Below are 16,800 nucleotides of genomic sequence, written 5' to 3'. Positions count from 1 at the left end.
GTGTGCCCACGACCGTGCGGTCGTGGGCACACCCTTCGCCATGGTGGGCTTGCCTACTTCTTGAACCCGTAGTTCATCAGCTTCGTCGCGTCCGAGGCACGGCTGGTCGCCGAGGAGGAGGCGAGAACGGTACCGATGACCGTCTTGCCGTTCCGGGTCGCGGCGAAGACCAGGCAGTACTTCGCAACCGCGCCGGAACCGGTCTTGACACCGATGGTCCCGGAGTAGCTCTTCAACAGCGTGTTGGTGTTGGTCCACGACATGTAGCGGTAGCCACCGCTCTTCGTGGTCACCTTCTGCTTGGTCGCCTTCGTCTTCACGACGGTGCGGAAGGTGGAGTACTTCATCGCGCTGCTGGCGAGCTTGGTCAGGTCGCGAGGAGTCGAGTAGTTCCCCCCGTTCCCGATGCCGTCGAACGAGTCGAAGTGGGTGTTCTTCAGACCCAGGCTCTTGGCCGTCGAGTTCATCTTGCCGATGAACGACTTGACCCGTGCGGCCCGCGTGGAGCCGCTGCCGAACTTGTCGGCGAGAGCGTAGGCCGCATCGCAGCCGGATGGGAGCATCAGCCCGTACAGCAGCTGACGCACCGTCACCTTGTCACCGACGATCAGGTGCGCCGAGGAGGCGCCCTTGGAGACGATGTAGTCGCTGTACGCCTTCTGAATCGTGACCTTGGCGTCAAGGTTCAGATTCGGCTGGGCGAGCACGACGCGAGCGGTCATGATCTTGGTGGTGGAGCCGGTGGAACGGCGGGTGTCGGCGGCCTTCGAGTAGAGGGCCTTACCCGTCGCGTTGTTCATCACGAAGCCGCCCTTGGCGGTGATCGTGGGCACCGTGAGCGTCGCGGCCTGCGCCGGGACGGTGAGTGCTGCGGCGGACAACACTGCTCCCGCAGTGATCGTCACCGCAGACACGCGGGATGTGATCTTTATGCCGTTTTTCAAAGTGTATACCCCAAATGTTCCTATGGGTTGACGGCATGACGAAGCCGCCAGCCGATAGGACTCCCGAGGGGCGCAAAGGGATGCACATCCCGTCGAGAATTTTCCGACTTCTCACGCGATTCATTCGGGCATAAGCGTCCAATCGCCCCTGTACGGTGGATTTCGGGCCGGTGCGGCACGATGCCGGCCCCGGCGCGCACCCTCCGCCATCCAGGACCACGGCGGGACCGGCGTGCGCATGCACGACGGCCGCCGGCGTCTCCCGGTCGCCCGCCCGACGCCGCGCACCGCCCTGGGGCCGCTCCGCCAAGATCGGCTCAACCAGCCACCCAGCCAGCAGAAACGATGTCTAATGGCCCCGCAGTGAATGGATTCATTCGCCATCGCCGGCAGCTGATGGCGCATCACCGTCCAGATGGGATCACTTACTTGCACATATCGAGAAAGCTCACGCGCATCGGACGGCACAGACTCACCGCGGGCCTGACGGTACTGAGCCTGTCACTGCTCACCCTGCTGGGGACGCAGGCATCGGCCACCGCACAGACGCCGGCCGGTACGACACACGAGGGCGCGGACACCGGCAGGGGCAACGGGCTGTCCATGGAGCCCTCCTGCTCCACACCCGAGAAGAACGAGTTCGCGTGCTTCGCCCTGCGCCGCACGGACCTCGCGACCGACAGGCGGTCGTCGGAACCGGCCGGGTACGGCCCCGGCGATCTGCGAAGCGCCTACGACCTCCCGGCCAACGGCGGCGCCGGCCAGACCGTCGCCGTGGTCGCCGCGTACGACGACCCCACCGCCGAGCAGGACTTGGCGGTGTACCGGCAGCAGTACGGACTGCCGGCCTGCACCACCGGCAACGGCTGCTTCCGCAAGGTCGACCAGCGCGGCGGCACCGACTACCCGCAGCCCGACCCCGAGTGGGCCGGGGAGATCTCGCTGGACCTGGACATGGTCTCGGCCGTGGCGCCGAACGCGCACATCCTGCTGGTCGAGGCCGACAGCGCCGACCGCGGGAACCTCGGGGCGGCCGTCGACCAGGCCGTCGCTCTCGGCGCCAAGTTCGTCTCCAACTCCTACGGTTCCTACTACGACAGTTACCCCGGGGGCGGTGAGGACCCCGCCGAGACCACCGACACGCACTACGACCACCCCGGTGTCGCCATGGTCGTCGCGTCGGGGGACCTGAACTACGGTGTCCCCTACCCCGCCGCCTCCCCGTACGTCACCTCGGTCGGCGGCACCTCCCTCGCACGGGACCCGAGCGCTCCGCGCGGATGGTCGGAGTCGGTCTGGAGCAACGGGAACGACGGCACCGGCTCGGGCTGCTCCGCCTACCAGGCGAAACCGGCCTTCCAGAAGGACACCGGCTGCCCGCGGCGTACCGTCGCGGACGTCTCGGCCGTCGCCGACCCCGCCACCGGGGTGGCGGTCTACCAGACCTACGGGCAGACCGGCTGGCAGGTCTACGGAGGGACCAGCGCGGCCACGCCGATCATCGCCGGGGTCTACGCGGCGGCCGGAACGCCGGCGGCCGACAGCTACCCCAACTCCTACCCCTACGCCGCCACCGGCGGCCTCAACGACGTGACCAGCGGGGCCAACGGCGAGTGCGACCCCGCCTACCTGTGCACCGCGGGGCCGGGATACGACGGACCGACCGGGCTGGGTACGCCCCGGGGTCTCGGCGCGTTCCGCGGCGGGCCGCGCGGGGAGGTCTCCGGGACGGTCACCGACTCCGGGACCGGCAAGCCTGTGGCCGGGGCCGCGATATCGGGCGGTGACGTCGTGGTGCACTCCGACGCCTCGGGGGCCTACACGCTGTCCCTGCCTGCCGGAACCTACGACATCGGCGTCGAGGCCTTCGGCTATGCGACCGTGTCCACGCCGGACGTCGCGATCCCCGACGGCGCCGCTCTGACGAGGGACTACGCACTCCACACGGTGCCCAGCCGCACGGTCACCGGGAAGGTCACCGACGGTTCCGGCCACGGCTGGCCGCTCTACGCCAAGATCGCCGTGGACGGCTCGCCCGCCGGCCCGGTGTGGACCGACCCCGCGACCGGCGCGTACAGCGTCAGGCTCCCCCAGAACCGCGCGCACACCCTGCGGATCACGGCCTCCCTCCCCGGCTACGAGGAAGTCACCCGGCACCTCGCGGCAGGCACGGCGGCGCAGCAGCTCGACATCCCGGTACCCGCCGGCGTCTGGTCGGCCGGCGCCCCCGCCTACGCGCCGAAGCTGACCGGCCCGACGCAGGAGTTCGCCTCGACGGACTCCGCGCCCGGGGGCTGGTCGGTGGTCAACGCCGAGGGAACGCAGGGCGGCTGGGCGTTCGACGACCCGGGTTCGCGTTCCAACACCACCGGTGGCGACGGTGGTTTCGCGGTGGTCGACAGCGACCACTACGGCTACCCGGCCAGCCAGGACTCCAGCCTGGTCAGTCCGCGGTTCGACTTCACCGACGTCGCGGTCCCCGAGCTGGCCTTCGACACCGACCTGATGCCCTTCTTCGGTCAGACCGCCGACCTCGACGCGAGCACCGACGACGGTCACACCTGGAGGAACATCCGGTCCCTCACCAACGACGCGGCCGGCCCGGCACACCTCGAGGTGCCCCTGGCCGCGTACGCGGGCGAGCCCTCGGTCCGGCTGCGGTTCCACTACTCCGCCTCCTACGCCCTGTGGTGGGCCGTTGACAACGTCTTCATCGGCGGCCGGGAACTCACCCCCACCCCGGCCGGCCTGATCACCGGAACCGTCACCGACGCCAACACGGGCACGGGGCTGGCATCCGCCACCGTCACCGACCGCGACGAGACCGGCCTGAGCGCGACCACGGCGGCGACACCCGACGACCCGAACCTCGGCGACGGCTTCTTCACGCTGACCGCGCCGCCGGGCAAGCACGCCCTCACGGCATCGACGCCGCGCTACACCGAGCGGACCAAGACGGTCGCGGCACGCGCCGACACCGTCGTCACCTCGTCATGGAAACTCGCGGCGGGTCAACTGTCCCTGGCGACCGACCCGATCGAGGCCAGCGCGATCCTGGGCAAGAGCGCGACGCACAAACTGACCGTCACCAACACCGGAGGCGCGCAGGCCACCTTGACGCTGGCGGAACGCGCGGGCTCCGGCAGCACCGACGAGGGCGCACCTCTCCACCGCGTCACCCAGCGTCTACTCCCGTCCTCCCGCGCCGACGGGCACTCCGCGCAGATCGACGGCCGCACCACGCGGACCGCCGGGCGCGCGGCTGCCTCCACCACGGCCGGACCCTCGGGTGACGCCTGGAAGCCCGTCGCCGACCTGCCCACGGCCATCATGGACAACGTCGTCGACACCTACGACGGCAAGGTCTACTCGGCCTACGGGTACGACGGGGAGGACGACACCGGCGACCTGTACCGCCTCACCCCGGACACGGGAACCTGGACCCAGCTCACCTCGTCCCCGCACCCGCGCCGCGCTCCCGCGCACGGCTTCATCGACGGCAAGTTCTACGCCGCCGGGGGCTGGGGCAGCAGCACCGGCGGCATCGACCCGGGCCTGGACGTCTACGACCCGGTCCGCAACACCTGGACCAGCGGCGCGAAGGCGCCCAAGGCCTACGCCGGATCGGGCAGCGCCGTCCTGGACGGAAAGCTGTACACGATCGGCGGTTGCGCGGCCACGAGCTGCGGCACGACCGACGCCTCCGTCTACGATCCCCGGGACAACCGCTGGTCCGAGATCGCCCCGTATCCGGAGCCCATCGCCTGGCAGTCCTGCGCCGCCATCGGAACCAGGATCTACTGCGCCGGCGGCGAGAGCGGAGGCGCCGTCGCCGTCTCCTCCGCGTACGTCTACAACCCCGCCACCGACAAGTGGTCGGCCCTGCCCGACATGCCGATCCCGCTGTGGGGGGCTGCGTACACCGCGGCCAACGGACTGCTGCTGATCTCCAGCGGAGTGACCGACGACAGTCAGCTGACGAACCAGGGCTTCGCCCTCGACCCCGCGACCGGCACGTGGAGCACCCTGCCCAACGCCAACACCAGCACGTTCAGAAGCGGCGGCGCGACGGGCTTCTACAAGGTCGGCGGCACCGTCGACGCGTACGAACTCTCCCCCACCACCACCGTCGAGCTCCTGCCCGGCTACGACCAGGCGGGACTGTCGGAGGTCACCTGGCTCGGCGAGTCCGCCAAGAAGATCACCCTGTCCCCCGGCCAGAAGACGGTGCTCACGCTCACCTTCGACACCGCGAAACTGGAGGTCGCTCAGCCCGGCGCCTACGGCGCCCGGCTGGCCCTGTTCACCGACACCCCCTACGCACTGCCCGACATCCCCGTGTCCCTGCACGTCGACCCGCCCAGGACATGGGGCGCCATCAGCGGAACGATCCTCGGGGCGACCCCGGCAGGAGGCACGGCTCCCCTGGCGGGCGCGACCGTGCAGATCGACGGCTGGGCCGGCTCCTACACGCTGACGACGCGCGCGGACGGCACCTTCGGGCTGTGGCTCGACAGCCGTGACAACCCGCTGACCGTCATCGTCGCCAAGGACGGCTACCGGCCGGCCGTGGCCACCGTGCGGCTCAAGAGGGGAGCCACCGTCACCCACGACGTCACGTTGAAACGGGTATAGCGGCCACGGCCTCCCCGGGACGGCGGCGGCCGTGCGCGGTCCGAAGTGGGCTGCGCACGGCCGCCGCCATGGTCCACCCGGACGATCCGTCCGGTCCCTTGGGCGCGCCGCGCCATCGACCCGAGGGCCGTGGCGGGACGCTCGCCGTAGCCGCGACGGGTTCCTCCCGTCGACAGGCCGGGCGCCGTATCCCCGAGCACGGCGCCCGGCCACCGGTGCGTCGGGCGGCGGGTGCATGGCTGCGGCCGTACAGGGCAGCCGACGGAGTACGGCCGCGCCGCGACCATCCCACCCCCGGTCGTCGGCGCGGCCGCCGCCCATGCGAGCCGTACGGACGCCTCCTGGGCTCGCGACGCCAAATGTCAGCCCGACCCGCCCGGATGACGTATGGTGGACTCACCGACGCGGGGTGGAGCAGCTCGGTAGCTCGCTGGGCTCATAACCCAGAGGTCGCGTGGTTCAAATCCCGCCCCCGCTACGACATCCGGCCCCTGCCACATCATGTGGCAGGGGCCGGACCCGTGTGCACCGCGGTGCCCGGCGGTCGGTGGAGCGACCAACCCATGTGACTCGGAAAACTTCCGACCGTTGCGCTTCCGTGTCCGGATGGGGCAGGCTGTCGATCTTGTCAGGCCCTGCCCATGGCTCACCCGCCACCACCAGGTGTACGGAACCTCGGAATTGAAAGGTGTGCCGTGGGCCGCCCGCGCTCACTGGTGCACGACGATGGAGCCGGTGCGAGGGGGCATGTTCACGTCCGTGAGGTGACGAAGCGGGCGATGCGGAAGGAAACCGTGTGAGCCGGATCTCGGTCCGGGGACTCGCGGTGGCTTCGGCCACTGCGGTCACCACCGTGGGCGCCGTCGTCGGTGTCGCCTCCGAAGGCGAGCAGACGGGCCTGCAGCCCGTCGCCGCCGCCGACACGACGACCGTCCTCGCGGACATAACCGCCGGCCAGCACGTTCAGCAGGCCTCGCTCACGCATCAGGTGCAGGCGCAGACGGACGCCGCTGACGTCACCACGCGCAGGACCGCTGAGGAATCGGCCCGCCGGCAGGCCGCCCAGGACGCCACCGCCCGCAAGGAGGCCAAGAGGAAGGCCGAGGAGAAGAAGAAGGCCGCCGCCCAGGTGGTCACGGCTTCCTACTCCACCGCCGAGATCCAGGCGATGGCGCGCGAGATCATCGGCGACTCCTCCCAGTTCCAGTGCTTCTCGCAGATCGTCACCCGTGAGAGCGGCTGGAACTACACCGCGACCAACGCCTCTTCCGGCGCGTACGGGCTCGTCCAGGCCCTGCCGGGCACCAAGATGTCCACCGCGGGCGCCGACTGGCGTACCAACCCGCGCACCCAGATCAGGTGGGGCCTGAACTACATGAACGCCGCCTACGGCAGCCCCTGCGGCGCATGGTCGTTCTGGCAGACCAACCACTGGTACTGACCAGCGGTTGCTCCCCCATCGCGGCGAGCCGGCACGCTGCTCAGGAACGCCACGGTCCCCTCTGCCGCCCTGACCGACACCATCGGCAGACCCACCGCACGGCCACGGCGCACCCCCGGACGGGGGTGCGCCGTGGCCGCGGAACCTTCATCTCCCGCAGCGGGCCCGGAGTTCACGTCCGGGGTGCGCCGACGGCCCGTCGCGCGGGCCGTCGGCGCCGTTCCCGGCGCTTGCCCGGTTACTTGCGCTTGAGGGTGAAGTTGGCGGTGACCGTCGCTCCCTTCTTCAGCTTCACCGTCGTGACGGTCGGCTGGTAGCCGTCCTTGGCGACGATGACCGTGAGCGGGTTGTTGCGGACGTCGAGCCACAGTCCGTACGTGCCGTCGGCCGACGTGGTGAGCGTGTAGGACGAGGCCCAGCTGTCGATCTGCACGGTCGCGCCCGCCAGGGGTGCGGTGCCGCCGGTGGCCTTGTTGCCCAGGACGAGACCGGTGATCTTCCCCCAGGTCTTGGGCGGGTCGACGTGCAGGCTGACCGGGATGCGCGGCACCGCGTACGGCGTGTCGGTGCCCACGCTCAGGCCCGCCGTGAGGTCACCGGGCTGGGTCACGGACGGAGCCGTGGCGTCCAGCGAGACGGTGACGGTCGTGCTGGCCCCGGGCTGCAGGGTGAGCTCCTGGACGCTGGTGCTCAGCCAGTCGACGTCGCTCGCCCCGCCCTGGTCGTAGCCGGGCAGCAGCTCGACCTTGCTGATCGGCCTGCCGGGGGCGTTGCCGCCGCCCACCTTGAAGAAGCCGGGTGCGCCGCCGCCGCGGTAGGTGGCGACGTTGGCGTTGGGCAGGGCGGCCCAGGTGCCGGACCTCGGGTCGAAGGCCTGGCTCCGGTTGGTGAGGGCGTTGTTGCCGATTCCGCCGACCAGCAGCAGGCGCCCGTTGGCCGCGGAGTAGTGGGTGCCCCACTGCGGGGCCGGGACGTCCGCGAGCTGCGACCAGCTGTCGGCGCCCGGGTCGTAGGCGTAGGTGTGGATGACGTCGTTCTCACTGGCGCCCAGACCACCGGCGCAGTAGATCTGGCCGTCGATGGCGCCGCACGCCTCCCACGAGATGGGCTCGGGGTAGGCCGCGATCTGGGACCAGCTGTCGGTGCCCGCGTCGTAGACGCTGGCGTCGGTCGTGCCGCAGAAGTCGGCGCCGCAGCCGCCGATCATGTAGAGCTTGCCGTCCAGAACGGCGGTGCCGGATCCGGCGTACGGCTTGGGCGCGGAAGCCCCGGTGGTCCAGCTGTCGGACGCCGGGTCGTAGATCTCCAGCTTGGCGTCCGGGGTGCCCGACGGGCCCCAGCCGCCGACGGCGTAGAGCTTGCCGTCGATGAACCCGTGCGCGGGGTCCTCACGGGTGTCGGACGCGCTCGCCAGCTTGGTCCAGGCGCCGGCCACCGGGTCGAGGACGTACAGGTCCTTCACGTCGGTCGATCCGTTGTACCCGAAGGCCGAGTAGATCTTGCCGTCCAGGGTGTCGACGGCGTTGTCCATGAGGGCGGCCGGAAGGTCCGGGGCCGTCTGCCAGGTGTCGTCGGCAGGGACCGCCGCGGCGGGCTTGGCCGTGCCGGCCGGCGCCCGGGCGTTGCTGGACAGCGGGTTGAAGTTGCCCTTGACGGTCTGCAGCGCGGCGCCCTTGGCCTGCTGGGTGAAGCCGCCGGCCTGTTCGCCGAGCTTGACCGTGGCGGCGGCGCCGCCGGTGTTCCTGACGGTCAGCTTCTGCGTCTTGGCCCCGCCCCAGGCGACGGAGGCGGAGACGGAGGCCGGGGTGATCGCGACCTGACCGGCCTTGAGCTTGAAGTTCGCCTGGACGGCGCTGTCGGCCCCCGCCTTGGCGGTCTTGGAAAGCGAGGTGTACTTCGCCTTGGCCGCGGTGTAGGGGTGGCTGCCGAAGGCGGTCGAGACGAACGAGTAGTAGCCGTCGGGCAGGTTCGGGTCGTCGGGGGTGGCCCCGGTGGTGGTCTTCTCGGTGGGCTTGTCCTGGCTGGTGACGGTGGCACCGACGATGCCGCTACCGGTGTTGGCGTCGGTCACGGTGCCCACGACCAGGCCGGCGGGGACGGGGGTGAGCTGCCGGTTGCCGATGAAAACGTTGTCGACGGCCCACCACCAGCCGAAGCTCCCGGTGAAGTGGAAGCGCAGCTGCACCTCGGACTTGCCGGCGAAGTCGGACAGCGAGGCCTCGATGTGGTCCCCGGTGACGTCCGAGCCGGGCGACCAGATCTTGGTCCAGGTCTTGCCGCCGTCCGCGGTCGCCTCGACGGCCGCGGACTGGCCGCCGTACTGCTTGTACTCGGTGTCGAAGGCGACCTCGGGTTCGTTCTTGCCGGTGAAGTCGTAGACCGGGCTGACCAGCGAGGTGTCCTGGGTGACGCCGCCGCCGAAGTGGTCGCTGTCGATGACGGCGAACGCGCCGTCACCGCCGGTGTGGTTGCCGCGGTCGCCCGGGTCGTCGAACTGCCAGCCGCCCGTGGTGTCCTTGGCGTTGTCCACCGTCCAGTCGGCGGGCGGGGCGTCGGTGGCGTCGAACGGTTCGGTGGTGCCGGTCACGTCGACCCGGTATCCGGGCGGGTTCGCCGTCCAGGAGTCGACCGGGACCGCGATGCCCACCGTCTGCGCCGAGTCGCCGACGGTGATCGTCTTGCTGACGGTCTCGTAGCCGGGCGTCGCCGACGCGACGTGCAGGGTGTAGGAGTGCCCCTGGGGCAGGTCCAGGCTGTACGCACCGGTCGCGGGATCGGTCCACACCATGCCGGGGACGCCGTCCGCGGTGATCTTGGCGTAGAGCGGCCAGCCGTGGCCTGAGCCGTCGGTGACCTTGCCGGCGACTGTCTGGCTGGGCACCGGGGAGAGGCTGAAGTTCTTGGTGACCGTGGCGTCCTCGTCGACCACGATCCCGTCGGCCGAGCCGTCGGCGTAGCCGAACGCCTCGACGGAGACGTCGTAGGTGCCGGTGGGCACGGTCAGGGAGTAGGCGCCGGAGGCGTCGGTGTGGGCGATGCCGGTGCCCGCCGTGACGGTGGCACCGCTGACCGCCTTGCCCGTGGCGCTGTCGGTCACGGTTCCGGCGATCACGCCGTGCGCGCCGGTGCGGAACGCGTTCAGACCGGCGGGCGTGCCAAGGCCCGTCGGGCCGTCGAAGCCGGTGGCTCCGTTGCACAGGTACGACGGGGAGCAACTGCCGTTGCTGCCGGTGGTGATGTCGTTGAGTCCGGTACCGGCCTCGTACGGATACGCGTTCGGGTACGAGCCGGCGACGGGGGTGCCGGCGGCGGCGTACACCGAGGCGATGATGGGCGACGAGACGCTGGTGCCGCCGTAGACCGCCCAGCCGTTGTGGCCGTAGGTCTGGTAGACCGCCACGTCCTCCGCGACGGCCGAGACGTCGGCGAGTGCGCGGTTGTCGCAGCCGGTGTCGTGCTGGAAGGCGGGCTTGGGCTCGTACAGCGAGCAGCCGGAACCGGCCAGGCTCCAGGCGTCCTCGGTCCATCCGCGGGGGGTGGACGGCGCGCGGGTCAGCGTGGTGCCGCCGACCGCGGTCACGTACTGCGAGGCGGCCGGGTAGCTCACGCCGTAGCCGTAGTCGCCGGTGGACGCGGTGATCGCGACGCCGGGGTGGTTGTAGTGGGCGTCCAGGTCCGTGGTCTCGGACGGGTCCTCGCCGTTCCCGCCGCGGTAGTCGGTGCCGTAGGAGTTCGAGACGTACTTCGCACCGAGCGCGACCGCCTGGTCGACGGCGGCGGACAGGCTCTCGAAGCTGTTGTCGTCGGCCTCGACCAGCAGGATGTGCGCGTTGGGCGCGATCGCGGAGACCATGTCGACGTCGAGCGAGATCTCACCGGCCCAGCCGGGGTCCGGTACGGGGTAGTCGGTGCCGCCGCGCTGGTCGACCTTGCGGAAGCATCCGTTGTCCGTGGTGCAGGCCGGCAGCCCGAACTGCGCCCGGTAGACGGCCAGGTCCGCTTCGGCGGTCGGGTCGTCGAAGGCGTCCACGATGGCGACGGTCTGTCCGGCGCCCCCGTCGGCGGGCAGGTCGTAGGCGCTCTGCAGATCGGCGGCACCGTAGCCGGCCGGGGTGTCGGCCGCCCGCAGCAGGCCCTTGACCGGCTTCACGTCGGTGCGGCGCAGGGCGAAGCAGCTGAAGTGGCCGGGCTTGGCGTCGTCACAGGTGGGTTCGAAGGAGGGGCGGCCGTCGGTGGCCGAGGCGGCGGACTTCGCGCCTGCGGCCCCGGTGGCTAATGCCGGTGCTTGTACTCCCAGCACCGCCATGGCGGCGGCGCCGAGGACGGCCAGTCCTCTGGTCACCGTCCGGCGGAGGGGGTTGGTGGTTCTCGCTGGTCTGCGCAACGTGACTCCCATGCGTGCGTGCAGGGATAGAGCCGTGTACGGCTCCCGGGCGACGGCGAACGTCCGAGCGTTCACCGGAGCCCATTAGCGAGTTCCGCTCTGTTCATGTCAACAAGGAAGAATCGGCAGCGGCGGTGACCGAACGTCATCGCACGAATGCTGCACGTGCACGACGACGGTGATTGTTGGGCGTTTTGGAGGGGAATTGGTGTTGTAGTGTGTTCGCTGAGTGAACGCTGGGCTTCTGTTACTCGTGAGTGGTCACTGCACGTATCGAGGGCGTGAATACGACACGCGACGGAAAGACGCCAGCACCCCGGAGAATGGATCAAGGTTCCCGGACGGCATTTGCGCTGGTCGGCAGCCCATTCGCTGACAACTCGGCGCGCGATAGGTTCGTCCGCCGGATATGTCCTGACGTGACCCGCCGTATCCGCGGAGCCCGCTTGCGGCACGCCCCAATGCCACCTTCCCGGCGTCCGACGCAATTGCGCACCACATCTCGGACGGCGGCTTCCACCAATCCCCTTTACTGACCCGTCATCAGGTTGCATGGGACGATCCGGGGGAATCTCAGGCCGCACCGCATTCCTGATGGACGACTTTGTCGCAGATCGGCTGCAGCACGCATCGGCGTCTTGCACCGCAAGAGACGCGGCCCGCCCCAACCCCGCCGGGGAGGTGTCGGGAATAATGTCATCAGGCGATGACTTCAGCTGAAGACATCGCCTGATGACATCAAGGAGAGCCGTGGAGAATCCCGCTATGGCGGAGCCCCGGTCCGCGCGGCAGCGAGCGCTGGTTCCCGTACTGGTCTCGCTCGGCATGCTGGTCGCCGTGGTCAGCAGCCTCGGCGCCCCACTGGTGCCGACCATCGCCGCCGAGGAGCACGTCTCCCTGAACGACGCCCAGTGGTCGCTGACCGTCACGCTGCTCGTGGGCGCTGTCGTCACTCCGGTGATGGGACGGCTGGGGGACGGTCCACGCCGACGCCCGGTGATCCTCGGGGCCCTGGTCGCGGTGCTCACCGGCTGTGTCCTGGCGGCGCTGCCGCTGGGCATCGGCTGTCTGGTGACCGGGCGCGCGCTGCAGGGCCTCGGGCTGGGCCTCACCCCGCTGGCGATCGCCACCGCCCGCGACGCCCTGCCGCCGGAGCGGTCCCGCCCCGCGGTGGCCCTGCTGTCGATCACCACCGTCGCCGGCGTCGGTCTGGGGTACCCGGTCACCGGGTTGATCGCGCAGTCCTACGGGCTGTACGCCGGATTCTGGTTCGGGGCGGCGGTCAGCGCCGCCGCCCTGGTGGCGGCCGCCGTGGTCCTGCCGCCGTCCCCGCGCCGCGCCGCCCCGCGGCTGGACGTGCCGGGCGCGGTGCTGCTCGGCACCGGACTCGCGGGACTGCTGCTCGCCCTGAGCGAGGCCGAGCTCTGGGGGTGGGACTCCGCGCGGCTGCTCGCCCTGATCGTGGGCAGCTTCCTGCTGCTCGCACTGTGGGTCGTGCACGAGCTGCGGACGGCCCGGCCGCTGGTCGACCTGCGGCTGACCAAGGACCGCACGGTACTCACCGCGAACGTGACCGCGCTGGTGGCCGGCCTCGGGATGTACCTGCTGCTGTCGCTGGTCACCCGGTTCGTGCAGACGCCGCGCGAGGCCGGTTACGGGTTCGGCGCCTCGGTGGCCGTCACCGGGCTGGTGCTGCTGCCCTTCTCCCTCGCCAGCATGGCCGCCGGCCGGGTGGTGCCGCTGCTGGCCCGGCGGGCTCCCACCGCACTGGTGCTGTCGCTCGGGGGCGCGGTCTCCCTGGCCGCCGTGCTGGCCTTCGCCCTGGCCCGCGGTCAGCTGTGGGAGCTGTTCGTCATCATGACGGTGGCCGGCTTCGGGGTCGGCTGGATGTTCGCCGTCATGCCCGGCATGATCGTGGGTTCCGTACCCGCACACGAGACGGGCAGTGCGATGAGCTTCAACCAGGTGCTGCGCTACGTCGGCTACTCCACCGGAAGCGTGCTGAGCGCCACGATCCTGCAGGCCCACACCGCCGCCGGCAACGCGCTGCCCACGGGTGACGGCTACCGGACGGCCGCGCTCCTGGCCTGCGGGGTGTGGGTCGCCATGATCCTGTTCACCGCCGTCCTGCCGCCGCGGCACCGGCGCGCCGCGATCACGGCTCCCGCACCGGGCACGGACGCCGTGACGCACGGTGGGGAATCGGCGCGGCAGGAGGCGACACGGTGAACGAGGACACACCCTCGCGCAAGCGCGACTCCACTCGCAGCCGCGAAAGGCTGTTCCAGGCGGCGAGCGAGCTCTTCAGCGAGCGGGGCTTCGACCGCACCACCATCCGCGACATCGGGGAGCGGGCGGGCGTCGACCCGGCGCTGATCGCCCGGTACTTCAACAACAAGAGCGGCCTGTACACCGCGGTGCTGCGCGCCGAACTGGGCGACGCGACCCCACCGGACCTGCTCGCACCCGAGCGTCTGCGCGCACTGTTCGACCGCGGGGACCAGCGCGGCACCGGCCCCGTGTTCCGCGCGGCCGTGCACGCCCACGACGACGACGCCGTGCAGGACGCCGCCCGCGCCCAGTTGTACCTACGTGTGGTCGACCCGCTGCGCGAGCGGTTCATCCGCGACGGGCTGGACCGGCCCCAACTGCGGGCCGAGGTGGCGGCCGCCGCCTTCATCGGGGTGCTGCTGGCCCGCGGCGCGGGAACGCTCGACGAGCTCGCGGCCGCCGACCTGGACGATCTGGTACCCCTGGTCCGTGCGGCCCTGGGGGGCCTGGACGTCTGACGGCGGTCCGTGGGACGCCGGGCGAGCCCTGCCAGGAGTCCGGCAGGCCGTCCCGTCCCGTGACCTCGCCCTCATCCGCCGGCGCCACGTCGTACACCACCAGATGCCGTACGAGAGCCTCGAGCCCGGCCGGCGCAACTTCGGCCGCTCCACTTCGCCGACCCCGCCGCCGGTACGAACCGCTCCGCGATCTCCCGGCGGTGAGTCCTTGCCTTCGCCCTCCTGCGGGGAGCAAGATCGTCTCGCCGATCGAACTGACTGAGATCGGGTGCCTGCGGTTCATGGAGTTCTGATGAGCGGCTTCGCTTGGTGCGTCGTGCTCGCCGCTGCCTGGATGAGCTCTGTTCCGTCTGGCGTACGGACACGTTGCCAACCTGGCGGCGCCGGCTGCCGATGCTGCTTCTGGTCGCCGGAGCGGCGGGTGCCGTCTCCGCGTCGTGGCAGAGGTTCGGCACCCCAGCCGTCCGGATCGTCGCGGGTTCAGGCCTCGTCCTGATCCTGGCCGCCTGGGCGGTGAGTCTGCGGGAACGCCGAAGGCGGACCGCCGGCCGACGCTAAGGAGTTCCCTCCGGATCAAGCCCGTCTGTTGCCCCTGGGCAAAAAGTTCTCGGATCCGTCGGGCGGGCGACCTACGCTGAGCCCCGTCCGCACTATCTGGGAGAAGCATGACAAGCAGGTTCACCGAGTTGACCGTTGACTGCCACGATCCGGACAGGCTCGCGGCCTTCTGGTGCGAGGTCCTGGACTTCAAGGTGATCGACCGGAGCGAGGGCAAGGTCGAGATCGGCTCATGGGTGCCGACCGTCGAGGATGTCCGGGCCCGCCAGATGCCGCCCACCCTGGTGTTCATCCGCGTGCCCGAGGGCAAGACCGTCAAGAACCGGCTTCACCTCGACGTCAGCCCGATCGACGGCAGCACCAAGGACGAGGTGACCAGATTGCTCGGTCTCGGCGCCGTCACGGTGGACGTGGGCCAGGGCCCGGACCGGAACTGGGTGGTCATGGCAGACCCCGAGGGCAACGAGTTCGACGTCCTGCGCACCTTGGCACCGCAGGACTACTGAGCCGAGCGATCGACGGCCCCGCGCAACACGCACCGTCAGGCGGGGTTCATCTCCCGGCTCCGGGTCGGCACACGACCCCAGGCGAGGGCGTACGCGCGAGCCGCGGCACCGGGGTCCTCGGCGGCGCAGATGCCGGACACGACGGCCGCGCCCGCTGCCCCGGCCTCCCGCAGTCGCGGGAGGTCGGCAGGGTTCACACCGCCGATGGCCACGGCGGGCAGTGCGCTGAGCCGGGCGAGACGGGCGAAGCCGTCAAGGCCGAGCGAAGGCGGGGCGTCCGCCTTGGTCCGGGTCGCGTGCAGCGCGCCGATGCCGACGTGGTGGACGCCTGCCGGATCCTGGGCAGCGGCGCGCAGTTCCTCGGGGGTGGCGGCGCTGAGGCCCAGGATTGCGTGCGGTCCGATCAGTTCGCGGACGGCACCCGGAGGCAGGTCCGACTGCCCGATGTGGACGCCCGACACGCGTATGCCCCCGGCTCGGGCGGCCAGGAACACATCCACCCGGTCGTTGACGATCAACGCCACGCGCCCCGGGAGGACCGCGGCCACCTCCGTGACCGTGCGCAGGAAGGCACCGCCGTCGGCGTGCTTCTCGCGGATCTGCACCGCGGTGACGCCGCCCGCCACCGCCTGGGCGACGGTCTCGGCCACGCTGCGGCCCCGGGCCGTGCACTGGGCCGCGTCCGTGACCAGGTAGACCGACAGGTCGACCGGCGTCCCCGTCACGACACGGCCGCCCGCTCGGCGATGTCGGACTCCCGCAGCGCGGCGAGCGCGTCCAGGAACTCGACGGCGAAACTGCCGGGACCGGAAGCCTTCTTCGCGGCCAGTTCGGCGGCGATCGTGTAGGCGGTGACGGCCGCCACCGTCGAGGCGAACGGGTCCTCGTCCACCGCCGCGTAGGCGGCCATCACGGCACCCAGCGCGCATCCCCCGCCCGTCACCCGGGTGAGCAGCGCGTCACCGTTGGCGATGCGGGCCGTACGCACCCCGTCGGTGATGAAGTCAACGGGGCCGGACACGGCGACCACGCCGCCGGTCGCGCCGGCCAGGCGCTGTGCCGTCTCCTCCGCCGCCTCGACGCCGTCGGAGGAATCCACTCCGCGGCCGCCATCGCCCGCTCCCGCCAGCGCGATGATCTCCGAGGCGTTGCCCCGTATCACCGTCGGCCGCAGCTCGAGGAGCTGGTGCGCCAGCGCGGTGCGCACGGGCAGCGCGCCGACCGCCACCGGGTCGAGCACCCACGGGGTGCCGGCCGGGGCGGCCGCATGCGCGGCCTCGACCATGGCGGAGCGCTGCTCGGCGTGCGGGGTGCCGAGGTTGACCAGGACCCCGGAGGCGACCTGGGCGAACGGTCCGGCCTCCCCCGGGATGTCGACCATGGCGGGCGAGGCGCCCAGCGCCAGCAGGACGTTGGCGGTGAACCCCGTCACCACCGAGTTGGTCAGGCACTGGACCAGCGGGGAGTGGGCCCGTAGGCGCGTGAGCGCCTCCGCGGCGAAGGCGGTGTGGTCGGCGGACGTCGGGGGCATGCGGTGTCGCTC

Annotated in this window: 9 protein-coding genes and 1 tRNA gene; 6 read left to right on the top strand and 4 right to left on the bottom strand. The window is 71.0% G+C overall.

The window, feature by feature from the left end; genetic code table 11:
- Nucleotides 1-53: 53 nt before the first annotated feature.
- On the bottom strand, nt 54-944 hold the full coding sequence (locus tag PV410_RS32315; protein WP_500329298.1) for a D-alanyl-D-alanine carboxypeptidase family protein: 891 nt from the start codon (nt 942-944) through the stop codon (nt 54-56).
- Nucleotides 945-1,373: 429 nt separating this feature from the next.
- Here PV410_RS32315 and PV410_RS32310 point away from each other — a divergent pair, with 429 nt between their 5' ends.
- From PV410_RS32310 to PV410_RS32300, 3 genes are all read left to right on the top strand, one after another.
- On the top strand, nt 1,374-5,579 hold the full coding sequence (locus tag PV410_RS32310) for a carboxypeptidase regulatory-like domain-containing protein (protein ID WP_500329297.1): 4,206 nt from the start codon (nt 1,374-1,376) through the stop codon (nt 5,577-5,579).
- A gap of 403 nt (nt 5,580-5,982) precedes the next feature.
- Nucleotides 5,983-6,057 (top strand) — tRNA-Met (locus PV410_RS32305).
- A 318-nt stretch (nt 6,058-6,375) separates the two neighbouring features.
- On the top strand, nt 6,376-7,020 hold the full coding sequence (locus PV410_RS32300; protein WP_500329296.1) for an aggregation-promoting factor C-terminal-like domain-containing protein: 645 nt from the start codon (nt 6,376-6,378) through the stop codon (nt 7,018-7,020).
- A 238-nt stretch (nt 7,021-7,258) separates the two neighbouring features.
- On the opposite strand, the gene PV410_RS32295 is transcribed toward PV410_RS32300, so the two are convergent.
- Nucleotides 7,259-11,326: a Kelch repeat-containing protein gene (locus PV410_RS32295; RefSeq protein WP_500329315.1), complete on the bottom strand. Its 4,068-nt coding sequence runs from the start codon at nt 11,324-11,326 to the stop codon at nt 7,259-7,261.
- 828 nt (nt 11,327-12,154) lie between these two features.
- Here PV410_RS32295 and PV410_RS32290 point away from each other — a divergent pair.
- From PV410_RS32290 to PV410_RS32280, 3 genes are all read left to right on the top strand, one after another.
- Nucleotides 12,155-13,633, top strand: a complete 1,479-nt coding sequence (locus PV410_RS32290) for an MFS transporter (protein ID WP_500329295.1) — start codon at nt 12,155-12,157, stop codon at nt 13,631-13,633.
- Entirely contained in the window at nt 13,630-14,193 is a 564-nt protein-coding gene (locus tag PV410_RS32285; RefSeq protein WP_500329294.1) for a TetR/AcrR family transcriptional regulator, read from the top strand. Before PV410_RS32290 ends, PV410_RS32285 begins: the two co-directional genes overlap by 4 nt.
- Nucleotides 14,194-14,858: 665 nt before the next feature.
- Nucleotides 14,859-15,257, top strand: a complete 399-nt coding sequence (locus PV410_RS32280; protein WP_500329293.1) for a VOC family protein — start codon at nt 14,859-14,861, stop codon at nt 15,255-15,257.
- A 35-nt stretch (nt 15,258-15,292) separates the two neighbouring features.
- Here the strand turns inward: PV410_RS32280 and thiE are convergent, their stop codons facing one another.
- Nucleotides 15,293-15,982, bottom strand: coding sequence for a thiamine phosphate synthase (thiE, locus tag PV410_RS32275; protein WP_500329292.1), 690 nt, complete (start codon nt 15,980-15,982; stop codon nt 15,293-15,295).
- Nucleotides 15,979-16,788, bottom strand: coding sequence for a hydroxyethylthiazole kinase (gene thiM / locus PV410_RS32270; protein ID WP_500329291.1), 810 nt, complete (start codon nt 16,786-16,788; stop codon nt 15,979-15,981). The genes thiE and thiM overlap by 4 nt, the downstream gene beginning before the upstream one ends.
- Between the last annotated feature and the right edge of the window lie 12 nt (nt 16,789-16,800).

The sequence above is a fragment of the Streptomyces sp. PA03-5A genome, from assembly GCF_033792725.1.
Taxonomy (GTDB): domain Bacteria; phylum Actinomycetota; class Actinomycetes; order Streptomycetales; family Streptomycetaceae; genus Actinacidiphila.
This window is presented reverse-complemented; position numbering and strand designations above follow the sequence as displayed.